Origin of the sequence: Achromobacter agilis, from assembly GCF_900496965.1 — a bacterium.
GTDB classification, from domain to species: Bacteria; Pseudomonadota; Gammaproteobacteria; order Burkholderiales; family Burkholderiaceae_B; genus Achromobacter; species Achromobacter agilis.
The window spans coordinates 112,064-135,711 of the sequence record NZ_UFQB01000017.1 but is presented as its reverse complement, the minus strand read 5'-3'; the positions used below and the strand labels follow the sequence as shown (position 1 = coordinate 135,711).

Genomic DNA, 23,648 nt, shown 5'->3' with positions numbered 1-23,648 from the left:
TGTGCTAGGTGAATACACCTACGCCGGACTGGCGCTCAAACGCCCATAAAATTCCCCGCAGGCGCCGCACCCGCGCAATGAACTCGCCGCCCCAAGAGGCTCGCTCGCGTGACGGGGCGAACAAGACAGGAGACAGAGATGCAGGAGACCTATGCCTTGCACGAAGGCGCGTTCGGCCGCGCCGTCGTGCTGGAACTGCGCGATGACCTGATCGCGCACGCGCACGCGGAAGTGCAGCTTGCCCTCTGGCTGGGCGGCTCGCGCGTGGAAGGCCATGTCGGCCAGACGCTGGTCCCCTACAGCGAGCACCTGGCGCTGGGAACCAACACCTACGAGTCGCACGACGCCCGGCTGCTCGAACGGTCGGGTCCGGCGATTTTCCTTGTCCTCTACATCGCCAAGCCCTGGCTGGACGAGCGGCGCGCCGCCACCGGCCGTCCCTTCCATTTCGCCGTGCCCGGGGTTCCCATCGACGCCGCCGTGCGGCAGAGCTGCTGGCGCCTGCTGGACAAGATCGTCGCGCCGCACGAGCACCCGGGCGCCGACCTCGACGCGGAGGTCGAGGCCCTGTTGCTGGCTGCGATCGAATCGTCCACCGGGCCAGACCAGACGAACGGCCCCGTATCGGCGGGGCCCCCGCTCGACCGCAGGCTGCGCGCCGCCATCGCCTACATGCGCGAACACGTCCACGAACCGATCGCCGTAGAAGACGTCGCCAGCCGCGTGGGCCTGTCGCGAGGCCACTTCTTCGCGCTCTTCCGGGACCAGCTCAACACCACGCCCCAAGTGTTCTGGAGCGCCGTGCGCGTCGAGGAAGCCGTGCGGCTGCTGGTGCACCAGGAACAGCCCCTGACCTCGGTGGCGCTGGACCTGGGCTTTTCCACGCCCGGCAACTTTTCCCGATTTTTCCGCGAGCACATGGGCGTGTCGCCATCCCGCTTCCGGCGGGCGGCGACCGGGCCGGCACAGCATCTGCTGACCGGTGTCTGTTGAGCCGGCCGCAGCCGGAGGCTAAGGCGTCGCGAAGGACGCCGCCGCGTCTGCCGGCGGCAAGGGCGGCACCGCTCGGCCCGCGCCGTTCCGGCCGGGACGATCACTGTTGAAATGCGCGCCTCGGCTTTCGCGGCGCGCGCTCGCGCCGCGCACGATCAGGTCGGCGATCAGCGCCAGATTGCGCAGCTCCAGCAATTCCAGGCTCAGGCCCTCACGGTGCAGCCGCGCTTCCAGGCCGGCACGCAGCGGACCGATGAACGCGGCCGCGCGCTGTAGCGAGGCATCGCTGCGCACGACGCCGACGTCCCGGCTCATCAATTGGCGCAGGTCTTGCCGCAACCGAGCCAGGTCTGGAGAGGGTTGCAAGATTGGCCCCATGGCGCCGGCCTGATTCTCTCGGGCGCCTGGACGGAACGCTGCGGCATGCTGCTGGATATCCTGCGCCGCCGCCCTGCCCGTCACCACGCACTCCAGCAGAGAATTGCTGGCCAGGCGATTCGCGCCGTGCAGGCCGGTGCACGCCGCCTCTCCGATCACATGCAGCCCCGGCAGGCCGCTGCGGCCCGCCACGTCGGCCACCACGCCGCCGCAGGTGTAGTGCGCGGCCGGTGCAACGGGAATGGGCATCGCTGCGATATCGATGCCCAGTGCCAGGCACCGCGCATGGATGGTGGGAAAGTGCGCCATCAGGAAGTCTCGAGGCTGGTGGCTGATGTCCAGGTGGACGCAGTCCAGGCCGTGGCGTTCCATCTCCGCCTGAATGGCGCGGGCGACGATGTCGCGCGGCGCCAGCTCGGCGCGAGGATCATGCGCCGGCATGAAGCGCGCGCCGTCAGGCAGGCGCAGCAGGCCGCCTTCGCCGCGCACCGCCTCCGAGATGAGGAAACCCTCGGCTTGCGGATGATGCAGGCCCGTAGGGTGAAACTGCGTGAACTCCATGTTGGCCACCCGGCACCCCGCGCGCCACGCCATGGCGATGCCGTCGCCCGTCGCGGCCGGCGGCGCGGTCGTCGTCCGGTACACCTGGCCAGCGCCACCGCTGGCCAGCACCACGTGGGCGGCAGCGGCATCGAACACCTTCCCCCCGTGCAGGTCCAGCAACCGCACCCCACGGCAGGCGGCGTCCGCGGTGCCCGGCGCGCCGGCCAGGAGCAGGTCCACGGCGCTGTGATGCTCCAGCAGCGTGATGCCGCCCAGCCCGCGCGCGCGGCTGCCCAGCGCGGCCACGATGGCGCTGCCGGTCGCGTCCGCCGCGTGCACGATGCGGCGCTGTCCGTGGCCGCCTTCACGCGTCAGGTGCAGGCCCTCGCGTCCGGCGGTGAACGCAACGCCGTGCTCCCGCAGCCAGTCGATCGCGCCGCAGGCCCGCGAGATGATGTCCTGCGTGGCCGGCAGGTCGCACAGGCCCGCGCCGGCGACGAGCGTGTCGCGCACATGCGCCTCCACGCTGTCGCCTTCGGCCAGCGGCGCGGCGATGCCGCCCTGGGCCCGGTTGCTGGCGCTGTCGGCCAGCGCGCCCTTGGACACGAGCGCGACCCGCCGCCGAGGCGCCAGTTCCAGCGCGGCGGCCAGACCGGCCAATCCGCTCCCTATGATGATGACGTCGAATTCCATATGCCGGCTCTCCGGTAAGAACGATGCAAACGCGCTAGGCGGGGCCGACCCGCGCGAACAGCGCGGTATCGCCGGCCAGGTCGCCGCTGGCCTGCACGCGGCGCTTGCGCCGTTCGGCGAAGTCCAGCATGCGGTCGATCGGGGCCTTGGCGCGCAGGCCCAGCTCGGTGTCGAGGCGGATCTCATTGCGGCCGCCTTCGAGCGCATCCGCCAGGTTGGACAGCGCGTTCATGGCCATCCACGGGCAATGCGCGCAGCTCTTGCAGGTGGCGCTGTCGCCCGCGGTGGGCGCGGCCAGGAACGTCTTGCCCGGCGCCTGCGCTCGCATCTTGTGCAGGATGCCCTGGTCGGTCGCCACGATCAGGATCTGCGTGTCCAGCTTGCGCGCGGCGTCGATCAGCTGGGTGGTCGAGCCGACCACGTCCGCCTGCGCCAGCACGGCCGCGGGCGACTCGGGATGGGCCAGCACCTTGGCACGCGGATGCTCGGCGCGCATCAGCTCCAGTTCCGTGCCCTTGAATTCGTCGTGCACGACGCAGGAGCCCTGCCACAGCCGCATGTCGGCGCCGGTCTGGCGCTGGACGTAGTCGCCCAGGTGGCGGTCGGGCGCCCACAGGATTTTTTCGCCGCGCGCATGCAGCTCGGCGATCACGTCCAGGGCGATGGACGAGGTGACGACCCAGTCCGCCCTCGCCTTCACGGCCGCGCTGGTGTTGGCGTAGACCACCACCGTCCTGTCGGGCTGGGCATCGCACCACGCCGCGAAATCGGCGGCCGGGCAACCCAGATCCAGCGAACAGGTGGCGTCCAGGTCGGGCATCAGGATGCGCTTGTCGGGGCTGAGGATCTTGGCCGTTTCACCCATGAAGCGCACGCCGGCCACGATCAGGGTGCGCGCCGGATGGTCCCGCCCGAAGCGGGCCATCTCCAGCGAATCGCCGACGCAGCCGCCGGTCTGCTCGGCCAGCTCCTGGAGCGCCGCGTCCACGTAGTAGTGCGCCACCAGCACGGCGCCTTCCCGTTCGAGCAGCGCCCGCGCCCGATCGGCCGCGGCGGCCTGTTCGCCGGCCGGCAGCGGCTCAGGCACGCGCGCCCAGGCGCGGCCGACGGCGCTGGGGCAGCCCGCAGTGGCGGGCAAGTCGAATTCGATGGGCCGGGGCTGACGGGCTTGCATGGTTGTCTCCTTATATACTCATTTTGAGCATTTATAGATCAAAAAAAAGGGCACGATTTATGCTAGTGTTGAGCATAAATCGTGTCAATCTTTTTTTCGGATGTGGCCGGCAACGATCTCATCGCAGCCGGCGTCTCGTCACACTACGTCGAGAACGACGGTTCCCACCCCGTCGAACTCCGCCGTGTATCGATCCCCCGCCCTTGCCGCCGCCAGGATGTTGCAGGACCCCGAGCTGACCACGTCGCCTGCCCTCAATGGCACCTGGGCGGCCCGCAGGCGATTGACCAGCCAATGGACCGAACGCATGGGATGCCCCATGACGTCATGCGAACTTCCCTGCCCCAGCCATTGGCCGTTGCGCCGCAATGTGACATCAACCCCCTGATCCAGGCGGACGCGCCAGCCGGACAGCTCCGGACCTTGAATATAGCGGCCCGAAGCGAACCCGTCGGCGTACACGTACCAAGCCGCGGGCAAGGCCTTGCGCGGGTAGCGGCATTCCGCCACTTCGATCCCGGCATGCACCGCGGCAATAGCCTGCGCCACTTCGTCCTCGGCATACGCGGCAGCGCGAGCAGGCAAAGAGGTACCCAGCGTGAAAAAGAACTCGCACTCGATGACCGGATCCAGCAGTTCATCGCGGCGCAGGACGGCCGGCGCTTGCTGATGGAAACGGCGGAAGGTGGCGCCGCATACGGGCCCCTGCGTGCGCAGTTTCCGCTGCAGCGCGGGATTTGTTGCGGCTATCTTCCATCCCTGCCTTTCCCAGCCGACCTCCTGCGCAATCTCCAGCATCAGCCTGAAGGCGTCTTCCTCGTCGTCGATGGCGTAGATCGCGTCCACGCCTTCCACCTGACGGCCAAGGCGCCTGGCCTGCGCAAGCGTTTGCACGAACTCGCGGCGCCGTGCCGGTTCATCCGGCGATCCCGGATCCGGAGGACGGGCCGGATCAGTCAATTGCCGCACCCGTTTCCTGGATCAGCTTTTTCCAGGACATGGTCTCGGCGGCCATTTTCCTGCCCAGCGCAGCGCCTGACGGATCCTCGGGCAGTAGCAATCCGCGCGCCTCGAATTGCGAGCGGATACCCTTGTCCTCCAGCACCTCGCGCGACAATGCCTCCAACCGCGCGCGCGCGCATTCGGGAATGCCTTTGGGCGCCACCAGCGCGAAAAAGACGTTCACGTCCATATCTTTCATACCCTGTTCCTGCAGCGTCTTCACTTCGGGCAGCAGGTCCGAGCGCGCCGCCGAGGTAACGCCCAGCACCTTCAGCTTGTGCGCCTGGATATACGGAAAAGCCGTATAGACATCCGTGAACGTCATCGTGACCTGATTGCCCAGCAGCGCCTGCAGCGCGGGCGCCGAGCCCTTGTACGGAATGTGGGTCAGCGAAACGCCGGACGACTTCGCGAACAGCAGGCCGGCCAGGTGGGTGGTGCCGCCGCTGCCCGCCGACGCATAGGTGGCATTGTGCTCGCCGCTATAGGCGGTCAGTTCCTGCACCGACGACACGGGCAGGCTCTGGTTGACCAGCACCGCGTTGGGCAGGCTGCCAAAATCCGCGATGGGCTCGAAGTCTTTCAGCGGATCGAACTTGAGATTGCGGTACAGCCCCGGATTGATGACCAGCACCGGCGATGAGCCGAACATCAGCGTATATCCGTCCTTGGGCGCCCGGGCCACATAGTCCCCCGCGATGTTGCCGCTGGCGCCCGCCCGATTCTCGACAATCACCGTCTGGCCCGCGAGCTCGCCCATTTTCTGGGCCACGGCGCGCGCCAGCAGGTCGGCTGGGCCGCCCGGAGGATAAGGGACCACGAAGGTCACGGCGCGCGCCGGATATCCGGTATCGGCATGGGCGGCCGGAGCGACGAAGCCGGCGGCGCAACACAGCAAGGCCATGAGCCTCATTTTCATTTTTTGTCTCCTCACCAAGAGTGGTGATGCATTCTAGGCAGGCGCGGATCCATCAATAATTCGATCTTCGAATGCGGCCATACGCAGTTCGTATCGAACGCAAAGATGGCGCTCCTAGAATTCTGCAGAGCAATCGGCCGTATCGATTGAAGACCTACTACAGACAGGGATCAATATGGATTTGCGTTTCGGAGCGCTGACCGGCATCAAGGTCATCGACGCTTCACGTGTGCTGGGAGGCCCTTATTGCGGGCAGATTCTCGGCGATCATGGGGCCGACGTCATCAAGGTCGAAGGACCTTCCGGCGACGACACCCGGCAATGGGGACCGCCCGACCTCGGCCCCAACGCTGCGTACTTTGCGGGAGCCAACCGCAACAAACGCAGCATCGTCCTCGATCTGCAGCGCGTCGCTGATCGAAGCCGCTTCATGGAGATGCTCGCGGACGCCGACGTGCTGATCGAGAACTTCAAACCGTCGACGCTGCGCAAATGGGGATGGCAGGCGAACGAGTTCATCGACAGGCACCCGCGCCTGGTCCATTGCCGCGTTTCCGGATTCGGGCCCGATGGCCCGTACGGCGGCCTGCCCGCCTACGACACGGCGGTCCAAGCCCAGTGTGGCCTGATGAGTGTGAACGGCAGCGCCGAATCCGGTCCGCTGCGCGTGGGACTTCCCGTGGTCGACATGACGACCGGCTTGAACGCCGCCATCGGAGTGCTGCTGGCATTGAGAGCACGGGAGATCACCGGACGCGGGCAGTCCGTCGAAACGACGTTGTACGCCAATGCGATTTCGATGCTGCATCCGCATGCGTCCAACTTCCTGGGCACGGGCGCCTGCCCAACGCCCACCGGCAACGCCCACCCGAACATCTATCCCTACGACAGCTTCGAGACGTCGTCGGCCAGCATCTACCTGGCCATCGGCAACGACTCACAGTTCCGAACGCTCTGCCGGCACCTGGACCTGGACGCGTTGCCGCAGGATCCCCGCTATGCCACCAATCCGGCAAGATCGGTTCATCGGCACTCGCTGCGGCCCATACTCGAAAGCGCGTTGCTGCCCGCCGATGGCCGCGAACTGGTCGGCCGCCTTGCGCGCGACGGCGTGCCGGCGGCGATGATCGGCAATGTGCGGGACGCACTAGAAGATCCCCAGACCCGCCACATGGGGCTGCTGGTCGACATGGATCCCGGCTACCGGGGGATCGCGTCGCCGATCCGCCTGTCCGATACGCCGCCCACGTATCGCTGCCCTCCCCCCGTTTTTCCAGGGACCTGATTCCATGATTGATACCCCGGAACCCTTGCGCTACGCCTACGGCTCGTCCAAACGCTACCATCTGCACCACCCGCACGTGATCTGCGCCGACATCGACGCGACGGTCGCGTTCTATCGACGCTGGTTCGAGGCCGAGATCGCTTGGGACGGCGCTTTCGCCGGCACCCGGAACGTCTTCATGAAGATCGGCGTGGGCGCCATGCATCTCTACGAAAAGCAGATCGATCCCAGGCCGCGCAACGCGGTTCACCACCTGGGCATCCAGGTCGCCGGGTTGCGGGACCTATACGGGCGAATGGTCCAGGCCGGCCTGGACATTCCGAAGGGCATACGCGAATCGGACGGCGGGGGCTACTTCATGCTGGAAGCGCCCGACCGCATCCTGCTGGAGATTTTCGAGCCCGGCCCGCAACGGCCGCCCGAGGTCCTGGAATACTACGGCTACGCGCAATCATGAACCTGGACGACGGTACGTTCTTCGGGATCCGAGCGCCCGTGGCGGAACTGTTCGATCTCCGGGCCCAGGCGATGTCGGACGATACGGCTACGGCGATCCTGCCTTGGTCCGAGCGCTTCCTGAATGCCGCGGGCACGATCAGCGGGCCAGCCATCATGGCCCTGCTCGACTTCACACTGGCGGCGGCCGCGCGGGCTCACGATCCATTGCATTGGCGGGTGGCGACCCTGGACCTGTCCACCAAGTTCCTGAGGCCTGCGCGCTCGACGCTGCTCGCCGAGTGCCACAGCGACTACCGGGGCGGGCGGACCTGCTTCGCCAGCGGCGTGGTCTATGATTCCGAAGGAACGAAGATCGCCATCGCGAATGGCGTTTTCATGTTGACCCAGACCTGATACGCCATGCACAAGGAAGCCATAGAACTGCGCCACCTCCGGTACTTCGTAGCACTGGCCGAGGAATTGAGCTTCAGCAAGGCTGCTGCGCGCTGCAACGTTTCCCAACCGCCATTCAGCGTCGCGATCCAACAGCTGGAATCGTTCCTGGGCCAGAAGCTGATCGTGCGCAACAGCCGCAACGTGGAGCTTTCCGATGCCGGACGGGCCTTTCATTTCCGGGTCCGGCATCTGCTCGCGCAGGCATCCCAGTCCTTTGATGAAATGCGGGGCTTCGATGGCGCCTTGCGGCGGCGCCTGAACGTCGGCTTCCATGCGTCGATGATCTACCGTGGACTGGGATCGCTGATGCAGGCATTCCGCGAAGCCCATCCGGACGTCCAGGTGTCGCTGCACGAGATGTCGACCATCCGCCAACGCGACAGCATCCTGCACGGCGACCTGGACATGGGGTTCGCGCACTCCCTCGTCCAGCACGACAGCCCGCGCATCGGCTGCATCAATCTGTTCCGCGAACGGTTCCTGGTGTGCATCCCCTCGTCGTATCGCGTACCGGAAGGCCCGGTCCGGATCGATCTGTTCCGGGACGAGAACTTTATTATCTTCAACCGGGAATCGTCCCCCTTCTATTTCGATACGATCCTGTCGATCTGTTCGGAGGCTGGCTTCGTGCCGCGCATCGAACACCAGGTGGGCCAATGGCTCACCGCGGTGTCTTTCGTCTCGACCGGAATGGGTATCGCGGTTGTGCCCGAATGCCTGTCGCGCACGGGCACCAACGGCGTGGCGTTCCGCCCCATCGTGACGGAGATCGCCTCCCACGTACAGTGCATGTATGCGCTCGGAACCAACGGCCCGCAGATCGCGTCCATGCTGGAATTGGTCCCGAAGCACATCCGGCCGCATGCGTAGCGCGAGCGCGCCGCTACACCGAGCGAACGAACAGCGCCCGCAGCTTGCTCCAGAAATCGCCGCCCAGCACGAAGAAGCTCGCGATCAGCATGATGTCCCCCAATACCTGGAACTGCCACTTGTCGGGCCTGAGACCCGGCCACATCTCGTCGATGTAGGGTTCCAGCATCGAGGTCAGGATGGGGATGAAGAACATCACCAGCCCGATGGCATGGCGGACCGGCCCCACCTTCTGGACGGGAGCCAGCCGTTTCGCATGTCCGAAGACAATGGCCTTGAGCTGCTGGAAGCCCTCCTTGCCCATGACGGCGACGCAGGTCAGCAGCAGCACCTTGTTGGCGATGAATATGGTGCCGGTCAGCGCGGCGATGCGGGAGCCCGGCACGTCGAGCGCCGCCGCGAGCGGGATGAGGAACCACAGCGCAAAGGCCAGGATGAACATTCCGATCCCGCACTTGAAACGCCATCCCATCGAGGGGGCGGGTTGAGGCGTATTGTCTGGCGACGGCATGGCGGACTCCTTTTCAGTTTCAGGCGGGTTCGGAAAGCGCTGGCGGGTGCGGCGCGCGGCGCCGCGGTTCGAACAGTTGCAGCATCAGGCAGGCATAGAGCGTGACGGCGATGAACAACCCCATGCGTACGGCAAAAGCGGTGTAGACATCCTTGCCCGCAACGCTGTCCTGCACCGACTGGCCCAGCAGGATCACGAGCGTCACGAGCGTGTTCAGCCAAAAGCTGGGCGGGTGCCGGGTCGAGCTCAGCCGATACAGCTTGCGGGCGGCCAGCAGGCCGAACAGCAGCATCCAGAGAAAAAACATCCACAGGCTGACGAACAGGCTCAAGGCGCACCAGAAGGCCACGGCCAGCAGGCCGCCGAGCAGCGTGGAGCCGAGCAGTTCGCGCGCCGCGCCATGCGCGGCCGTGACGCAGCTCTGCCGTCCCAGGCTGACCGATTTCAGGATGATCGGCATATAGCCCAGCGGATCGGTCAGCGCCAGCAGGAAGGCTGGCAGCACGACCAGCGTGGCGCGCAAGGCCATCCTGCTGGCCTGGGCCACGGGCAGAACGGGCGCCGTGGGCGGCGCCGGCGCATTCGCGGGTTCGGGGAACAGCCAATGGCAGCAGCCCAGCACGGCAACCGCGACCAGCAGCCCCTTGGCCAGCGCTTCGACCGCCGTGGCGGCCAGCCGGAAGTCGATGGTGCCGGCGGCGGAGATGATGGTCAGGCCGATGATCAGGAACAGGGAGGCGAGGCCGTTGCCGCCGCGCAGGCCCCAGCGAAAAGCGAGGAAGAGGCAGAGGCCGGTCAACAGCACGCCGCCCATCGGGTAATAGCGCAGCAGCGGGCTGAGCAGCAGGCCGGTCGCGGTGGTGAACACCACCACCAGGACCAGGGCCAGCCCGCTCTTGAGCGGCATGGGGCGGTTCATCGAGGCCAGCAGGAACACGCCGAGCACGGGCGCGACCATGGGGATGGGCAGGTCGAAGCCGAAGCCGATCGCCAGGCAGAGCGCGGTGCCCACGCCCAGCCGCAGGGCGCGCGCGCCGCGGGGATCGTGCCGGGAGGCCATGGCGTCAGTAGGCATAGGAAAGCCAGCTCATGAAGCGCAGGTAGATCCGGCCGAGCGGATTGAGCGGGTTGCCGGAACTGGGGAAGGCCATGACCTCTGCCTGGCCGCCCACCCGCACGTCGCGCAGGGTGGGCAGATCGTCGCGGTCGAACTCCACGATGACAGGAAAGCGCTGGGCCGGACGCAGTCAGTCGCGGCTGTTCTGCACGGTCGGCAGGGTGCCCGGCGGCGTGCCCGGCCCGACATTGACGCCGTAGCCCACGCTGCGCACCCGCCCGTCGAAGATGCGGCCAGGCAGCGCGTCCAGGATGATGCCCACCGGCGTGCCGGGCTCGATGTGGCCAAGATTGTTCTCCGTCATCTCCGCGCTGATCCAGACGTCGTGAATGGAGATCAGCGTCATGACCGGCTTGCCGGCGGCGGCGAACTGCCCGGTATCGGTGCGCAGATCGGTGATCAGCCCGGCCGAGCGCGCGCGCACCTGCGTGTTGGCGAGGTCGAGCTCGGCCTTCTCCACGGCGGCGGCGGCGCTGCGCAGCTTGGCGTTGTCCTCGTCGCTGCCGCCCTCCTGTTCGCGCGCCCGCTGCACTTCGGCGCGCGCCGCCGCGACCTGGCTGATCGCCTGCTCCAGGCTGGCTCGGGCGATCTCCAGGCGGCGCAGCGAAATCGTGCCGCGGTCTTCGCGGTAGAGCCGTTCGAGCCGGCTGCTGTCTTGCCGCGCCTTCAATTCATTGGCCTGCGCCGCGCGCAACGAGGCCTGGGCGGCATCGATACCCGCCGTGCTGGCGCCGATCTGCCTGCGCATCGCGTCCAGGTCCGCACGGGCACGGTCCAGGGCGATGCGGTAGTGCCCCGGATCGACATCGAACAGCACCGCGCCCGCCTGCACGTCCTGGTTGTTGCCGACGTACACCTTGGTGACGCGCCCGGACACTTCGGAGGCCACCGGAATGACAAAGGCGTCCACCCGCGCCTGCTGGGTATAGGGGGTGTAGCGGTCGGCCAGCAGGTACCACGCCAAGCTCAGCACGATGAGCAGCACGACCCACCGGACGCCCTTCCTGGCGGGATCCGGCTCGGGCTGCGCGGGAGGCGCGGCGGGAGGCGCGGGTTTACTCATTGGGTCTTCCCTTTTTCGCGATGGGCGTGGCGGTAGGGTCAGGCTCGGCCAACAGATCTCCCCAATCGGTGCGCCGCTGCATCTGCTCCCGGGTGGCCGGGTCGAGCACCGGCGCTTCGCTGTGCCAGCCGCCGCCCAGCGCCTTGTACAAGGCGATCAGGTCGCCCACCGCGCCGCCGCGGTTGGCCACATAGGCGTCCTGCTGGGTGGCCAGCGCGCGCTGGGCATCCAGCACGCGCTGGAAGTCCGAGTAGCCCTCGCGGTAGAGCGCATTGGCCAGCGTCAGCGACCGCTGCGCCGCCTGGGCGGACTGATACAGGATGCCGTCGCGCTCCAGGGCCTTAATCAGGCCGCTGGCCGCGTCGTCGGCCTCGCGCGCCGCCTGGCGCACGTCGTCCTGGTAGGCGACGATCAATTGCTGCAGGCGCGCGTCCTGGACCCGCACGTTGTTCTGCAGGCGGCCGTGGTCGAACACGTTCCAGCTGAGGCTGGGCCCCGCCAGCAGCGCCATGCCGCCGCCCGTTCCCGCCAGCGACGTGGCCGACCAGACGATGCTGCCCAGCAGGGTCAGCGATGGGTAGAGATCCGCTTTGGCCACGCCGATCTGCGCCGACTGCGCGGCGATCCGCAGCTCGGCCGCGCGGATGTCCGGGCGGCGCAGCAACAGGTTGGCGGGAACGTCCTGAAGCACCGCGCGATCGACCAGGGGAACGACCGCCTCTTTCTCGGCCAGCTGCGCAATGGGACCCGGCGGACGCCCGATCAGCACGGCCAGCGCGTTGCCGGCCCGCATGATCTGGCTTTCGAATTCGGGAATGGAACCCAGCGTGCTCAGGTACTGCGTCTTGGCCTGCTGCAGGTCCAATTCGTCGCTCTCGCCGCTGGCGAACAGCCGTTGCGTGATCTCGTAGCTGCGCTTCTGGATGGCGGCATTGCCGCGGGCGATCCGCAGCCGCGCCTCGGCGGTGCGCAGGGTGAAATAGCTGTCGGCCACCTGGGCATGCAGCAGCACCAGAACGTCTTCACGGTTGGCCTGCGCCTCGAAATACGCCGCATCGGCCGACTCGATGGCGCGGCTGAAGCGTCCCCAGAAATCCAGTTCCCAGCCGATATCGAATCCCGCGCTGTACTGCCAAAAGCTGCTGGGCCGGGGATTGCCTTCGGCCGAACGCGACGACCGGTGCATGTACAGGGCGTCCGCGCCGACCACCTGGACCTGCGGATAGCGGCCGCTGCGGGCGATGCCGAGCTGGGCGCGCGCTTCCATGATGCGCAGGCCCGCGATCTGCAGCCCGCCGTTGTTGGCGTCGGCCTCGGCCATGAGAGATTCGAGGACGGGATCGTCGAAGATCCGCCACCATTGCCGGGCATCCGGCTGCATGCCCGCCCGGCTGGCCTGCTGGAGGGCAGGCGTGTTCCAGTTTTCCGTCCAGGCCTCGTGCTGGGGCGCGAAGTCGGGCCCGAGTTGCACGCAACCGCTGAGGCAGAGTGCGCCGATCAGCGGCAGCCGATTCGAACAAGTCCGCAGCGACATCGGGTATCCGGTCGGTCGAGAGCCTAACCGCAACGATCGGCGTTGCGGCCCGGATACCGCCGGGCACGCCGCGCGACCGCGTGTGGACCCGGGACGCGGCCAGCCGGCATTTTCTGCTGGCTGCGCAAGCGCCGGGTGGTCGAAATCGAAAGAGGACGGTTCTCCTTGGGTGGCCGCAGCCGCTGCATGAAGGGATTGCAACGCGCCAATCGATTCTATTGGCCTTTTCCGCTTCTCGCCAGAGGGGGGAGCACGAGAAAAGACTAGGCGGAAAGTATGGCGCCGGCACCCGCCCGCCGAATGCCAACCCCCGCCGAATGCCAACCCCGATTCTACCCATGTACAGCCCGAGCGGCTGGCGCTACAGTCGAAATCGCGCCACGATACGCAGGTTCCCCGCAGTGCACTCTGGAGTGCCATCATGAACGCTCGGAAGAAGGCAGCAGAACAGGGCAAGCAGCCAGCGCAAACCAAGCTTTCGGCAAAGGCGTATGGCAAGGAACTGGCGCGCCTGCACATCGAACTGGTCAAGCTCCAGGAATGGGTCGTCCGGACCGGCGCCAAAGTCTGCATCGTGTTCGAAGGACGCGATGGCGCGGGCAAGGGCGGCACGATCAAGGCGATCACGGAACGCGTGAGCCCGCGGGTGTTCCGCGTCATCGCCCTCCCCGCCCCGTCCGACCGCGAGAAAACGCAGATGTACATGCAGCGGTATCTTCCGCACCTGCCGGCTGCCGGCGAGGTCGTGATCTTCGACCGCAGCTGGTACAACCGCGCGGGGGTCGAGCGCGTGATGGGGTTCTGCTCCAAGGAAGAGGTCAAGATCTTCCTGCGGGCGGTTCCGCTCGTCGAGCGCGCGATCATCGGTTCCGGGGTCCTTCTGCTCAAGTACTGGCTGGAGGTCAGCCAGGAAGAACAGACCCGCCGGCTCCAGGCCCGCATCAACGACGAGCGCAAGATCTGGAAGCTCTCCAAGCTGGACCTGGATTCGTACAGCCGCTGGTACGACTATTCCCGCGCGCGCGACGACATGTTCCTGGCGTCCGACACGGACCTGTCGCCCTGGTTCGTCGCGCAGTCCAACGACAAGAAGCGGGTGCGGCTGAACATCATCAGCCATCTGCTCGCAAGCATTCCTTACGAGCCCCTGCCCAGGGCCAAGGTCAAGCTGCCGAAGCGGCAGAAGGCCGGCGACTACCGCGAGCCGAACCACCCGCTGAGGCACGTTCCCGAGCTGTTCTGACCGCTGCGGCGCCGATGGCGCCGCATGCGCCTTGGTCCGGCCGCACCCCGAGGAGAATCGATCTTGGCTGCGCTACTGATCAACCACATCGAAGAAAGCACCAGCGACGACGACATCCGCGCGTTTCTCGTCAAGTACGGCTTTCCCGTTTTCGACCGCATCCAACGCGTATCCAGCGCCGGGGAACGGCCAGCCGTCCTGGTGACCTTCGACGATTGCAGCGCCGCGGCGCTGCGCATCCTGCTGCCCCGCATCCATCAGGTCTTCTGGAAGAACCACACGATTTCCGCGCTGGTCATGCGGGATCCGATCCCCTGACGCGGCGCAACGCCGGCCGGGATCGGCTCCGATGCGGCGGACGGCTCCACATCCATAACCATGAACGCAGCGCCAGTACTCGCGGATCCGGCGCGCGCCTTGCCTAGAATGACCCGGAAACGCGCAGGGCAGGCGCCGCATTCTCAGTGCCGCGCAACACGCTGCGCTCCATCGTTCTTTTCGGCGGGATACCTATGCTCGAGGCCATCGAGACGTTCCATTGGGGCGCCATATTCCAGATCATCCTCATCGATATTCTGCTTGGCGGCGATAACGCCGTCGTGATCGCGCTGGCCTGCCGCAACCTGCCGGCTCCGCAGCGGATGCGGGGCATACTGTGGGGCACCGCCGGCGCCGTCCTGCTCCGGGTTCTGCTGATCGCCTTCGCGCTCGTGCTGCTGGATATCCCTTTCCTGAAGGCCCTGGGCTGCCTGCTGCTGGTGTGGATCGGCATTAAGTTGCTGGCGCCGGAAGAAGACGCGCACGGCAACATCGCCGGCGGCACGACCGTGCTGTCCGCCATCAAGACCATCATCCTGGCCGATTTCGCGATGAGCCTGGACAACGTCATCGCCATCGCGGGCGCCGCCCAGAACACTCAGGCCGACCACCAGCTGTACTACGTCATCTTCGGCCTGTGCGTGAGCGTGCCCATCATCGTGTGGGGCAGCACCCTGGTCCTGAAGCTGATCGACCGCTTTCCGGTGGCCGTCACGCTCGGCGCGGGGCTGCTGGGGTGGATCGCGGGCGGCATGCTGATCACCGACATCTTCATCGTCGAACGTTGGGGGCAGCCCGCTCCCCTGCTCAAGATGGCCGTCGAACTGGCGGGCGCGGCGCTGGTCATCGTGGCGGGAAAATGGCTGGCGGCGCGCCGCCGGCGCAACCGCCCGGCGGGCGGCGAACCCGCGTCAAGTTCGTAACGGAATATTCGTATCGAGGGTTTTCCCCAGGGCCGGCCATGTCGATTTCCGGTCCACTGGTACGTCGTGTCAGTACGCACAACTTTCTGAAAGGCGGACTCACCATGACTACCGGCACTGTCAATCTCCATCGCGTCATGAGCGCGCCACCCGAGCGCATCTACCGGGCGTTCCTTGAACCCGACGCCATCGCGCGCTGGCTTCCTCCTTACGGCTACACTTGCCTGGTCCATCAACTGGACGCCAAGGTCGGCGGCAGGCACCAGATGTCGTTCCGCAACTTCGGAAGCGGCAAGAGCCACGACTTCGGCGGCGAATACCTGGAACTCGTCCCGAACGAGAAAATCCGCTACTCGGACCAGTTTGACGATCCGAACCTGCCGGGCCAAATGCAAACGACCATCACGCTGCGCCAGGTCTCCTGCGGCACGGAAATCACCATACGCCAGGAAGGCATCCCCGAAATGATTCCCACGGAGATGTGCTATCTGGGCTGGCAGGATTCGCTGGATCAGCTGCGCCGCCTGGTCGAACCCGACATCCCTGACTGAACGCCGCCCGCCTTCCTCGCAGCCCAAGGAACCGACACATGACCGACAAGCGACCGGCCAGGCCGGCAAAGGCCGCCAGCCAGCCGGATGGACAACCCGTCCTGCTGTCCGGCGGCAATCCGCAAATCCCCAAAGGCGCGGGCGATACGCCGGTGCAGGCCTACATCGCGGCCATGCCGGGCTGGAAAAGCGGGCTCGGCCGTCGGCTGGACGCGCTGATCGTGCAGGCCGTTCCCGGCGTGCGCAAGGCGGTCAAATGGAATTCGCCGCTGTACGGCATGGACGGCCAAAGCTGGTTTCTCAGCATCCATTGCTTCACGAAGTACGTGAAGGTGGCGTTCTTCCAGGGCGCGTCGCTGCAGCCCGTCCCGCCCGGCGCGTCCAAGATGCCGGGCACGCGCTATCTCGACATCCGCGAGGACCACACGCTGGACGAAGCCCAGTTCCTGGCCTGGGTAAAGCAGGCCAGCGAACTGCCCGGCGAACGGATGTGAACCGGCGCCGTTAGGCCCGGGAGCGCCGCGGCTTCCTGGCCGGGACGCGCGGCGCGGCAGCCTGCTCGAGCAGTTCCTGCACCAGCTCGATAACGCGTTCCGCGGTTGGCGACAGCGTGCGGCGGGCCCGGTGGATGACGTTGTGGGTGAGCTGGCCGGTGGCCGGATACGCCAGCGGCAGCGGGGCGAGCAGGCCCAGCTCCAGTTCGGCGGCGATGGCCTCGCGCGTGCAGAAGAGCACCACGTCGCTGCCCAGGGCCACGTCCCGCAGCGCAGCAACGCTGTCGCATTCGAAGGCGATGGGCAATTCGTCCCGCGTTACCTGGTAGAGGCGGGCCAGGTAGTCGCGCGCCTTCGGCGGCAGGTCGGTGGCGGCCAGGCGGTACTGCCCCAGCGCCGCGCGCAGCCGGGGCTTGGCCACGCCCTGCAGCGGATGGCCGGCGCGCGTGAACAGGCCTCCGTGCTGGGGCGGCAGGGGCCGCACCGCGAAGTCGTCCGGCGGCGGCAGGCTGTGGGTGACGGCCACCGCGAAATCCAGTTTGTCCTGCAGCAGTTTGTCCAGCAGGCGCTGCCAGCTTTCCACTTCGACGTGCACGCTCAGGCCCGGATGCTCGCGCGCGATGCGCACCAGCAACAGCGACAGGAACCCAGCCGCCGGAAACACGCCTACGCCCAGGTTCACACGGCCGGTGTCATGCCCGCGGATCAGCTCGGCCTCGCGGCGCAGGTCGCGGGTTTCTCCGAGGATACGCTGCGCGCGTTCCAGCACGGTGCGCCCGGCCTGCGTGGGCACAACGCCTGTCGACGCGCGGTCGACCAGCACCAGGCCCAGGGAATCCTCCAGGGCCTGGATGCTGCGGGTCAGCGCGGACTGCGTGAGGTGCAGACGCTGCGCCGCGCGCGAGAAGTGCTTTTCCTCCGCGAGCACGGCGAAGTGCTGGAGCGACCGAATCGAGAGGCTCATGCATTTTTCTCATCAAGATTCAGCCAAATATGCATTTGATTCCGGTCAATGGCAAGACTAAAACAAGTTGCCGCGACGGAAAAAATGCAGCACCGGCCGCCCTGTGGTGAACCGCAATCCAGAGCAATGCCCGACATTGCCTACCCCCCAGGAGGAGACGACATGAACCGCAAATCTTTTTTGAAATTGTTGGGTAGTGGCGGCGCTGCGATGCTGGGCGCCCTGGCCTGTCTTTCGGCGGCGGCCGCTCCCGCCACACAGGCGCCGCCCTGGCCCGGCGGCGGCAAGCCCATCCGCCTGGTGGTGCCGTTTCCCGCCGGGTCCGGCTCGGACTCGCTGGCGCGCATGCTGGCGATGAAGGTCACGCAACAGACCGGCGCGCCGGTGATCGTGGACAACAAGCCCGGCGCGGGCACCATGATCGGGGCGCAGGAAGTGGCGCGCGCCAACCCCGATGGCTACACCCTGCTATACACCATCGTCGTCACGCATACCCAGAACCCGCATTTGTACAAAAAGCTGCCGTACGACCCGGTCAAGGACTTCACGCCCGTCCTGCAGGTGGTGCGTTCGGCCACGGTGCTGGTCGCCAACAAGGATGCCCCCTTCTCGACCACGGCCCAAATGATCGACTACGCGCGGGCGCACCCCGGCAAGCTGAATTTCGGGTCGTACAGCCTGGGATCCACGTCGCACCTGAACGGCGAAATCCTGAAGCAGCAGACCGGCATCGACATCGTGCACGTGCCGTATAAGGGCACGGCCGACGCCAGCCGCGCGCTGCTGGCCGGCGAAGTGCAGGTCTATTTCGACGGCACGGCAACCGCCGTGGAGAACGCGCGCGCCGGCAAGGTCAAGCTGCTGGGCCCGGCCACGGACCGGCGCCTGAGCGTGCTGCCGGACCTGCCGACCTTGAAGGAACAGGGCATTCCCGGCCTGGACATCGTCGGCTGGCAAGGCATTTTCGGGCCCGGCGACATGCCGCCCGCGCTGGCCGAACGCGTCGCGCAGGTATTCCGCGAAGCGCTGGATACCGCCGAGGTGACCCAGAGCATCGTGTCGCAAGGCAATGAAGTCAGCGGCGCGGGGCCGAAGGAGTTCTCGCAGATCGTCCAGAAAGACAGCGACCGCTGGGGCGCCGTGATCCGGCGCATCGGTCTGGTCCTCCAGTAACCCCGCGCGAGTCCAAAGGAGAGCGCAATGCATGATCTGGTCATACGCGGCGGCACGATCGTCGATGGGTCGGGCCAGCCCCGCCGCACCGGCGACATCGCCATCGACGGCGGCCGCGTCGTCCTGGCCGAAGGCAAAGCCGCCGCGGGCCGGCGCGAGATCCGGGCCGACGGCTGCCTGGTCGCGCCGGGCTGGGTCGACATCCACACCCACTACGACGGCCAGGCCACCTGGGATCCCTACCTCAGCCCGTCCACCTGGCATGGCGTCACCACGGCCATCATGGGCAATTGCGGCGTGGGCTTCGCGCCGGTGAAGCCGGACCGCCGCGACTGGCTCATCAAGGTCATGGAGGGCGTAGAGGACATTCCCGGTTCGGTGCTGTCCGAAGGCATCCAGTGGGATTGGGAAACCTTCCCCGAATACCTCGACGCGCTGGACCGCCGCCCCAAGGCGCTGGACGTAGGCGCGCAGATCCCGCACAGCGCCGTCCGCGCCTATGTAATGGGCGAGCGCGCCATCCATCACGACGAAGCCTCGCCCGCCGACCTGGTCGCCATGCGCGAGGTCGTGCGCGAAGCGCTGGTCGCCGGCGCGGTCGGGTTTTCGACTTCGCGCACGTTCCTGCACAAGTACGACGAGCGCAAGTATCCGCCCGGCACCTTCGCCACCGGCGAGGAAATCACCGCGCTGGGGTCGGTCATGGGCGAGGTAGGCCACGGCGTCTTCCAGATGACGGCGAACCATCCCGCCATGGAAGGCGAAATGCCCTGGCTGGAACAGCTGGCGCGCCACAACCGCCTGCCGGTGCTCTTCAATCTGCAGCAGACGGATGCGGCGCCCGACGTCTGGAAGCAGATCGTGCGCAGCCTGGACCGCGCGCGCCAGGAAGGCGTGCCGTTGCTCGCGGGCATCAGTGGACGGCCGCTGGGCATCCTGTTTTCATGGCAGAGCACTCTGCACCCGTTCATCGCGCACCCCAGCTATCAGGCGCTGCACGCCCTGCCCCTGCCGGAGAAGCTCGCCCGACTGCGCGATCCCGAAACGCGCAACCGCATCATGAACGAGCAGCGCGGCCTGCTCGACCGCCGCGCCGAAACGCTGTTCAGCAGCTTCCACAAGATCTACCGGCTGGGCAACGATCCCGACTACGAGCCGGTGCCCGAGGAAAGCGTGGCCGCCATGGCGCAGCGCAGCGGCCGCCCCCCGCTGGAGATCGTCTACGACCTCATGCTGGAGAACGATGGCCAGGCCATCCTCTACTACCCGTCCTTCAACTATTCGTACGAAAACCTGGACCATCTGCACCAGCTGATGCAGCACCCCAATACGGTGAACAGCCTGTCCGACGGCGGCGCGCACTGCGGCTACATCTGCGACGTGAGCATGCCCACCTTTATGCTCAGCCACTGGACCCGCGACCGCCGCCGGGGGCCGCTGCTGGGCCTGGAACACGTGGTCAAACGCCAGACCCGCGATACCGCCAACGTCTATGGACTGCTCGACCGCGGCCTGCTGCGCCCGGGCTACAAGGCCGACGTCAACATCATCGACCCCGCCGCGGTGAAAGTGCATTGCCCCGAGATGGTGTTCGACCTGCCGGGCGGCGGCCGCCGCCTCGTCCAGCGCGCCGACGGCTACCTGGCGACGCTGGTCGACGGGGTTCCCATCTTCGAGGAGGGCGCGGCCACCGGCCAGCTGCCCGGCAAGCTCCTGCGCGGCGCGATGCGGCAGCCGGCCTGAAGACTGCACGCGCCGGCCCCGCGCAATGGCCGAGGCCGGCCGTGTCAGTCCTGCGGCGTGTCGCGGCCGTGCGCGGGCGCGGGCGCGTACTGGCCCATCAGCGCCGCGATCCAATCGATGAATACGCGCAGCTTGGCGCTGACGTGGCGGTTGGGCGGAAACGCCACGTACATCGGCATCGGATCGAGGCGCCAGTCACCGAACAACGGCACCAGCTCGCCGCTTTCCACATGCGCCCGGGACATATAGTCCGGCAGCCAAAGCACACCGAGCCCCGCCAGGCCCGCGGCCAGGTAGGCATTGCCGTCGTCTACCGCCAGCACGTGGCGGCCCTGCACGTTGATGCGTTCGCCGCCCCGGCGCATCGCGTACGGCAAGGCCTTGCCCGTGCGCGACCACAGGAATCCGACGATGCGGTGATGCGTGTCTTCCAGCTCGCCGGGATGCGACGGCGAACCGGCGCGCGCCAGATAGGCGGGCGCCGCATACACGCCCAGCTGCAGGTCGGCCACGCGCCGCGCCATCAGCGACTGGTCCGCCAGTTCGCCGCCCCGCACGACGCAGTCCACGTTCTCGCCGATCAGATCCACGATGCGGTCGCTGACGCCCATGTCGAGCTGGATGTCGGGATAGCGGGCGTGGAACGCCGGCAGCGCCGGCACGAGGATCAAGCGGGCCAGCGGGCTGGGCACGTCCACCCGCAGCCGCCCCCGTGGCAAGGCCGACGCGCCGGACAGGCTGGTCTCGGCGTCGTCCAGGTCGGCCAGCAGGCGCAGCACGCGCTCGTAGTAGGCGGCCCCATCCGCCGTGACGTTGACCTTGCGCGTGGTGCGGTTCAGCAGCTTGACCCGCAACCTCGCCTCCAGTTGCTGGATCAACTGCGTCACGCTGGTCTTGCTCAGGTGGAGCGTCTCGGCCGCCTTCGTGAAGCTGCCGGTTTCCACCACGCGGGCGAACGCCTGCATCGCATCGAAACGATCCATCCCTGCTCCCTGTCTGGCTGATTGTTTGGATTCTACAAATAGTGAAGATCGGACTTGCCGGTTTATCCGGCGCCGCCGGCCGCTTACAGTCCCCGGATCGTTGATGCCGGGCCGGTTTCGGCCCATTCATGGAGGACACTCATGGCAACGCGCGATGTCGTTTTTCCGCCCGGGCGCCGGGCGCTTTATGACCGGAACCGCTACTCGCCGGCGGTCAGGTCCAACGGTTTCCTGTTCGTGTCGGGACAGGTCGGCAGCCTCGAGGACGGCTCGCCCGAGCCCGACCTGCAGGCGCAGGTCAGGCTCGCCTTCGAAAACCTGCAGGCCATCCTGGCCGAGGCGGGGGCCAGCTTCGACGACGTGGTGGACGTCACGGTGTTCATGGTCGATCCCGAGTCGACGTTCGAGGCGATCTGGGAGGTAGTGCCGGAGTACTGGGGCGATGCTCCGCACCCCACGCTGACCGCCGTTGGCGTGACGTGGCTCTACGGCTTCCAGTTCGAGATCAAGGTGATCGCAAAGCTGCCGCAGGCACCGGGCGGCTGACCGGTCCCCTCACACCACGCCGACGCGGATCACCCCGGAAATGGTTTCCGCCGCCTGCTGCAACGCGGGCACCATTTCGGTTTCCAGAAGGTCGCCCACGACCTCCGACACCGACACCGAAATGCCTACCGACAGCACGCGCGGGCCGGCCTGCGGCACCGGGACCGCCACCGAAACCTGGTTGCTGTCCGGGTAATCGTAGCGACTCCACTGCCCCTGCGGCAGGCGCAGGCCGCCCGCCAGCGCGCTCGAGGGCGGCAGCACGCTGCCTACGCGCAGGTTCATGACCACCAGGCGCCTGCGCTCGGCCGGCGCCATGGCGCGGCCGATGATGATGACGCCTTCCGGATTGGCCTCGCCCAGGTTGGACGTGCCCGAATAGGCATCGGCCAGGCGCTGCAGTATCTGCTGCACGGCGTCGGTCACGCCCAGGCTGTCCATGGCCGCGAACCCCAGTTCGAAGACTTGCGGCGTGAGGCGCCAGCGGCTGTCTTCGCGCGCGGCATAGCCCTCTTCCTCCAGCGTCTGCAGAAAGCGCAGCACGGTCGCGTGCGGCAGCTCGACGGCGCGCGCCAGCTCCGCCAGCGTGGGCCGGCCATTGCCGCGGAAGGCCCGCATGATGGATAGACACCGCTGGATCGATCTATTATTCTTCATGCGTTCACCTGATAAACATATTGATCACTAGGTGAACAATACACATAAACGATGCTCCCGGCAAGACCGGAGAGCCCGGGAAGGAGACAAAACGCATGAAACGCATCGCACTCGCCTTGGCGGCGGGCCTCGCCCTCTGTATGGGGCCCGCCGCAGCACAAGCCCCCTGGCCGTCGCAACCGATCAAATGGATCGTGCCCTACCCGCCCGGCGGATCCACGGACATGCTGGCCCGGCTGGTCAGCCACAAACTCGGGGAACGGCTGGGCCAGCCGGTCATCGTGGAGAACAAGGCGGGGGCCGGCGGCAACGTGGGCACGGACTTCGCCGTGAAACAGCCGGCGGACGGCTACACCATCGTGATGGGCAATATCGGCCCCATCTCGATCAACCCCGCCTTGTATCCCGACCTGCCCTATCAGCCGCAGCGCGACCTGGCGCCGGTGACGATGCTGATGAGCGTGCCCAATCTCCTCGTGGTGAATCCCGCGCTGCCGGTACGGTCGGTGCAGGAGCTGATCGCGTACGCAAAGAAGGCGCCGGCGCCGATGGGCTACGCCACGCCGGGCGCGGGCACCTCGCTGCACCTGGCCGGCGAGCTGTTCGCATCGTCGGCGGGCCTGCGCCTGACACACGTGCCGTACCGGGGCAGCGCGCCGGGCCTGAACGACACGGTGGCCGGGCACGTGCCGATGATGTTCGACAACATGCCGTCGGCGCTGCAGCTCGTGAAGGCCGGCAAGCTGCGGGCGCTCGCGATCACCAGCGCGGCGCGGTCGCCGCAATTGCCCGATGTGCCGACGATGGCCGAGGCCGGCCTGCCGGGCTATGAAATCGCCGGATGGTTCGGGGTGCTGGCGCCGGCCGCCACGCCCAAGCCCGTCGTCGAACGCCTGAACAAGGAACTGCTCGCGGTGCTGGCGCAACCCGACGTGCGCGACCAGATCGGGGCCATGGGCGGCATTATCGCGGCCGAAGGGCCCGCCGGCTTCGGACGCTATATCGCATCGGAAACCGAGAAATGGGGCGCGCTGGTGCGCAACGCGCAGATCAAGCGTCAATAAGCAAGGAGACAAG

Annotated in this window: 24 protein-coding genes and 1 pseudogene; 14 read left to right on the top strand and 11 right to left on the bottom strand. The window is 67.0% G+C overall.

The window, feature by feature from the left end; genetic code table 11:
• Positions 1-138: 138 nt before the first annotated feature.
• Positions 139-993, top strand: coding sequence for a helix-turn-helix domain-containing protein (locus AGI3411_RS19705; protein WP_129529028.1), 855 nt, complete (start codon positions 139-141; stop codon positions 991-993).
• Positions 994-1,011: 18 nt separating this feature from the next.
• Here the strand turns inward: AGI3411_RS19705 and nadB are convergent, their stop codons facing one another.
• From nadB to AGI3411_RS19685, 4 genes are all read right to left on the bottom strand, one after another.
• Positions 1,012-2,607 carry an L-aspartate oxidase gene (gene nadB, locus AGI3411_RS19700; protein ID WP_129529027.1) on the bottom strand — a complete coding sequence of 532 codons (1,596 nt, stop codon included), beginning with the start codon at positions 2,605-2,607 and terminating at the stop codon, positions 1,012-1,014.
• 34 nt (positions 2,608-2,641) lie between these two features.
• Positions 2,642-3,781, bottom strand: a complete 1,140-nt coding sequence (gene nadA / locus AGI3411_RS19695; RefSeq protein WP_129529026.1) for a quinolinate synthase NadA — start codon at positions 3,779-3,781, stop codon at positions 2,642-2,644.
• Positions 3,782-3,919: 138 nt separating this feature from the next.
• Positions 3,920-4,675: a 2-keto-4-pentenoate hydratase gene (locus AGI3411_RS19690; protein WP_129529025.1), complete on the bottom strand. Its 756-nt coding sequence runs from the start codon at positions 4,673-4,675 to the stop codon at positions 3,920-3,922.
• Between the two features lie 58 nt (positions 4,676-4,733).
• Complete coding sequence (locus AGI3411_RS19685; RefSeq protein ID WP_129529024.1) at positions 4,734-5,702, bottom strand: Bug family tripartite tricarboxylate transporter substrate binding protein; 969 nt, start codon at positions 5,700-5,702, stop codon at positions 4,734-4,736.
• Positions 5,703-5,877: 175 nt separating this feature from the next.
• Here AGI3411_RS19685 and AGI3411_RS19680 point away from each other — a divergent pair, with 175 nt between their 5' ends.
• The 4 genes from AGI3411_RS19680 to AGI3411_RS19665 are packed head-to-tail and all read left to right on the top strand — an operon-like array spanning position 5,878 to position 8,751.
• Entirely contained in the window at positions 5,878-6,987 is a 1,110-nt protein-coding gene (locus AGI3411_RS19680; RefSeq protein WP_129529023.1) for a CaiB/BaiF CoA transferase family protein, read from the top strand.
• A gap of 4 nt (positions 6,988-6,991) precedes the next feature.
• A complete protein-coding gene (locus AGI3411_RS19675) occupies positions 6,992-7,444 on the top strand; it encodes a VOC family protein (protein WP_129529022.1) in 453 nt (150 codons plus the stop codon).
• On the top strand, positions 7,441-7,839 hold the full coding sequence (locus AGI3411_RS19670) for a PaaI family thioesterase (protein ID WP_129529021.1): 399 nt from the start codon (positions 7,441-7,443) through the stop codon (positions 7,837-7,839). Before AGI3411_RS19675 ends, AGI3411_RS19670 begins: the two co-directional genes overlap by 4 nt.
• 6 nt (positions 7,840-7,845) lie before the next feature.
• Entirely contained in the window at positions 7,846-8,751 is a 906-nt protein-coding gene (locus tag AGI3411_RS19665; RefSeq protein WP_129529020.1) for a LysR family transcriptional regulator, read from the top strand.
• Positions 8,752-8,764: 13 nt separating this feature from the next.
• On the opposite strand, the gene AGI3411_RS19660 is transcribed toward AGI3411_RS19665, so the two are convergent.
• The 4 genes and pseudogenes from AGI3411_RS19660 to AGI3411_RS19645 all read right to left on the bottom strand — a co-directional run bounded on the left by AGI3411_RS19660 (position 8,765) and on the right by AGI3411_RS19645 (position 12,976).
• Positions 8,765-9,262 carry a transporter suffix domain-containing protein gene (locus tag AGI3411_RS19660; RefSeq protein ID WP_129529019.1) on the bottom strand — a complete coding sequence of 166 codons (498 nt, stop codon included), beginning with the start codon at positions 9,260-9,262 and terminating at the stop codon, positions 8,765-8,767.
• Between the two features lie 19 nt (positions 9,263-9,281).
• Positions 9,282-10,337, bottom strand: coding sequence for a DUF2955 domain-containing protein (locus AGI3411_RS19655; RefSeq protein ID WP_129529018.1), 1,056 nt, complete (start codon positions 10,335-10,337; stop codon positions 9,282-9,284).
• Positions 10,327-11,442 (bottom strand): annotated as a pseudogene (locus AGI3411_RS19650) (HlyD family secretion protein). The gene AGI3411_RS19655 and the pseudogene AGI3411_RS19650 overlap by 11 nt, the downstream one beginning before the upstream one ends.
• Positions 11,435-12,976 carry an efflux transporter outer membrane subunit gene (locus tag AGI3411_RS19645; RefSeq protein ID WP_129529017.1) on the bottom strand — a complete coding sequence of 514 codons (1,542 nt, stop codon included), beginning with the start codon at positions 12,974-12,976 and terminating at the stop codon, positions 11,435-11,437. The pseudogene AGI3411_RS19650 and the gene AGI3411_RS19645 overlap by 8 nt, the downstream one beginning before the upstream one ends.
• 421 nt (positions 12,977-13,397) lie before the next feature.
• Between AGI3411_RS19645 and ppk2 the strand changes: the two genes are divergently transcribed.
• The 5 genes from ppk2 (at position 13,398) to AGI3411_RS19620 (ending at position 16,505) form a co-directional block, all read left to right on the top strand.
• Positions 13,398-14,219 carry a polyphosphate kinase 2 gene (gene ppk2, locus AGI3411_RS19640; protein WP_129529016.1) on the top strand — a complete coding sequence of 274 codons (822 nt, stop codon included), beginning with the start codon at positions 13,398-13,400 and terminating at the stop codon, positions 14,217-14,219.
• 63 nt (positions 14,220-14,282) lie between these two features.
• Positions 14,283-14,537: an RNA-binding protein gene (locus AGI3411_RS19635; protein ID WP_129529015.1), complete on the top strand. Its 255-nt coding sequence runs from the start codon at positions 14,283-14,285 to the stop codon at positions 14,535-14,537.
• 194 nt (positions 14,538-14,731) lie between these two features.
• Positions 14,732-15,460 carry a TerC family protein gene (locus AGI3411_RS19630; RefSeq protein WP_129529014.1) on the top strand — a complete coding sequence of 243 codons (729 nt, stop codon included), beginning with the start codon at positions 14,732-14,734 and terminating at the stop codon, positions 15,458-15,460.
• Between the two features lie 104 nt (positions 15,461-15,564).
• Entirely contained in the window at positions 15,565-16,011 is a 447-nt protein-coding gene (locus tag AGI3411_RS19625; protein WP_129529013.1) for an SRPBCC family protein, read from the top strand.
• Between the two features lie 38 nt (positions 16,012-16,049).
• A complete protein-coding gene (locus tag AGI3411_RS19620; RefSeq protein ID WP_129529012.1) occupies positions 16,050-16,505 on the top strand; it encodes a DUF1801 domain-containing protein in 456 nt (151 codons plus the stop codon).
• A gap of 10 nt (positions 16,506-16,515) precedes the next feature.
• Here the strand turns inward: AGI3411_RS19620 and AGI3411_RS19615 are convergent, their stop codons facing one another.
• A complete protein-coding gene (locus AGI3411_RS19615) occupies positions 16,516-17,469 on the bottom strand; it encodes a LysR family transcriptional regulator (RefSeq protein ID WP_129529011.1) in 954 nt (317 codons plus the stop codon).
• Between the two features lie 162 nt (positions 17,470-17,631).
• Here AGI3411_RS19615 and AGI3411_RS19610 point away from each other — a divergent pair, with 162 nt between their 5' ends.
• Positions 17,632-18,642, top strand: a complete 1,011-nt coding sequence (locus tag AGI3411_RS19610; protein ID WP_129529010.1) for a Bug family tripartite tricarboxylate transporter substrate binding protein — start codon at positions 17,632-17,634, stop codon at positions 18,640-18,642.
• Between the two features lie 27 nt (positions 18,643-18,669).
• A complete protein-coding gene (locus AGI3411_RS19605) occupies positions 18,670-20,385 on the top strand; it encodes an N-acyl-D-amino-acid deacylase family protein (protein WP_129529009.1) in 1,716 nt (571 codons plus the stop codon).
• Positions 20,386-20,429: 44 nt separating this feature from the next.
• Here AGI3411_RS19605 and AGI3411_RS19600 read toward each other — a convergent pair whose 3' ends face one another.
• Positions 20,430-21,368 (bottom strand): LysR family transcriptional regulator, encoded by a 939-nt coding sequence (locus tag AGI3411_RS19600; protein ID WP_129529008.1) that lies wholly within the window; start codon positions 21,366-21,368, stop codon positions 20,430-20,432.
• 141 nt (positions 21,369-21,509) lie between these two features.
• On the opposite strand from AGI3411_RS19600, the gene AGI3411_RS19595 reads away from it, so the two are divergent.
• Positions 21,510-21,914 (top strand): RidA family protein, encoded by a 405-nt coding sequence (locus tag AGI3411_RS19595; RefSeq protein WP_129529007.1) that lies wholly within the window; start codon positions 21,510-21,512, stop codon positions 21,912-21,914.
• Between the two features lie 9 nt (positions 21,915-21,923).
• On the opposite strand, the gene AGI3411_RS19590 is transcribed toward AGI3411_RS19595, so the two are convergent.
• Complete coding sequence (locus tag AGI3411_RS19590) at positions 21,924-22,571, bottom strand: IclR family transcriptional regulator (RefSeq protein ID WP_129529006.1); 648 nt, start codon at positions 22,569-22,571, stop codon at positions 21,924-21,926.
• A gap of 95 nt (positions 22,572-22,666) precedes the next feature.
• Here AGI3411_RS19590 and AGI3411_RS19585 point away from each other — a divergent pair, with 95 nt between their 5' ends.
• A complete protein-coding gene (locus AGI3411_RS19585) occupies positions 22,667-23,635 on the top strand; it encodes a Bug family tripartite tricarboxylate transporter substrate binding protein (protein WP_129529005.1) in 969 nt (322 codons plus the stop codon).
• Positions 23,636-23,648 lie beyond the last annotated feature (13 nt).

Bases quoted from the DNA above. Each gene is read 5' to 3' on its own strand.
- AGI3411_RS19705 (WP_129529028.1), top strand. From the start codon at position 139: ATGCAGGAGACCTATGCCTTGCACGAAGGCGCGTTCGGCCGCGCCGTC.
- nadB (WP_129529027.1), bottom strand. From the start codon at position 2,607: ATGGAATTCGACGTCATCATCATAGGGAGCGGATTGGCCGGTCTGGCC.
- nadA (WP_129529026.1), bottom strand. From the start codon at position 3,781: ATGCAAGCCCGTCAGCCCCGGCCCATCGAATTCGACTTGCCCGCCACT.
- AGI3411_RS19685 (WP_129529024.1), bottom strand. From the start codon at position 5,702: ATGAAAATGAGGCTCATGGCCTTGCTGTGTTGCGCCGCCGGCTTCGTC.
- AGI3411_RS19680 (WP_129529023.1), top strand. From the start codon at position 5,878: ATGGATTTGCGTTTCGGAGCGCTGACCGGCATCAAGGTCATCGACGCT.
- AGI3411_RS19675 (WP_129529022.1), top strand. From the start codon at position 6,992: ATGATTGATACCCCGGAACCCTTGCGCTACGCCTACGGCTCGTCCAAA.
- AGI3411_RS19670 (WP_129529021.1), top strand. From the start codon at position 7,441: ATGAACCTGGACGACGGTACGTTCTTCGGGATCCGAGCGCCCGTGGCG.
- AGI3411_RS19665 (WP_129529020.1), top strand. From the start codon at position 7,846: ATGCACAAGGAAGCCATAGAACTGCGCCACCTCCGGTACTTCGTAGCA.
- AGI3411_RS19660 (WP_129529019.1), bottom strand. From the start codon at position 9,262: ATGCCGTCGCCAGACAATACGCCTCAACCCGCCCCCTCGATGGGATGG.
- AGI3411_RS19655 (WP_129529018.1), bottom strand. From the start codon at position 10,337: ATGCCTACTGACGCCATGGCCTCCCGGCACGATCCCCGCGGCGCGCGC.
- AGI3411_RS19645 (WP_129529017.1), bottom strand. From the start codon at position 12,976: ATGTCGCTGCGGACTTGTTCGAATCGGCTGCCGCTGATCGGCGCACTC.
- ppk2 (WP_129529016.1), top strand. From the start codon at position 13,398: ATGAACGCTCGGAAGAAGGCAGCAGAACAGGGCAAGCAGCCAGCGCAA.
- AGI3411_RS19630 (WP_129529014.1), top strand. From the start codon at position 14,732: ATGCTCGAGGCCATCGAGACGTTCCATTGGGGCGCCATATTCCAGATC.
- AGI3411_RS19625 (WP_129529013.1), top strand. From the start codon at position 15,565: ATGACTACCGGCACTGTCAATCTCCATCGCGTCATGAGCGCGCCACCC.
- AGI3411_RS19620 (WP_129529012.1), top strand. From the start codon at position 16,050: ATGACCGACAAGCGACCGGCCAGGCCGGCAAAGGCCGCCAGCCAGCCG.
- AGI3411_RS19615 (WP_129529011.1), bottom strand. From the start codon at position 17,469: ATGAGCCTCTCGATTCGGTCGCTCCAGCACTTCGCCGTGCTCGCGGAG.
- AGI3411_RS19610 (WP_129529010.1), top strand. From the start codon at position 17,632: ATGAACCGCAAATCTTTTTTGAAATTGTTGGGTAGTGGCGGCGCTGCG.
- AGI3411_RS19605 (WP_129529009.1), top strand. From the start codon at position 18,670: ATGCATGATCTGGTCATACGCGGCGGCACGATCGTCGATGGGTCGGGC.
- AGI3411_RS19600 (WP_129529008.1), bottom strand. From the start codon at position 21,368: ATGGATCGTTTCGATGCGATGCAGGCGTTCGCCCGCGTGGTGGAAACC.
- AGI3411_RS19595 (WP_129529007.1), top strand. From the start codon at position 21,510: ATGGCAACGCGCGATGTCGTTTTTCCGCCCGGGCGCCGGGCGCTTTAT.
- AGI3411_RS19590 (WP_129529006.1), bottom strand. From the start codon at position 22,571: ATGAAGAATAATAGATCGATCCAGCGGTGTCTATCCATCATGCGGGCC.
- AGI3411_RS19585 (WP_129529005.1), top strand. From the start codon at position 22,667: ATGAAACGCATCGCACTCGCCTTGGCGGCGGGCCTCGCCCTCTGTATG.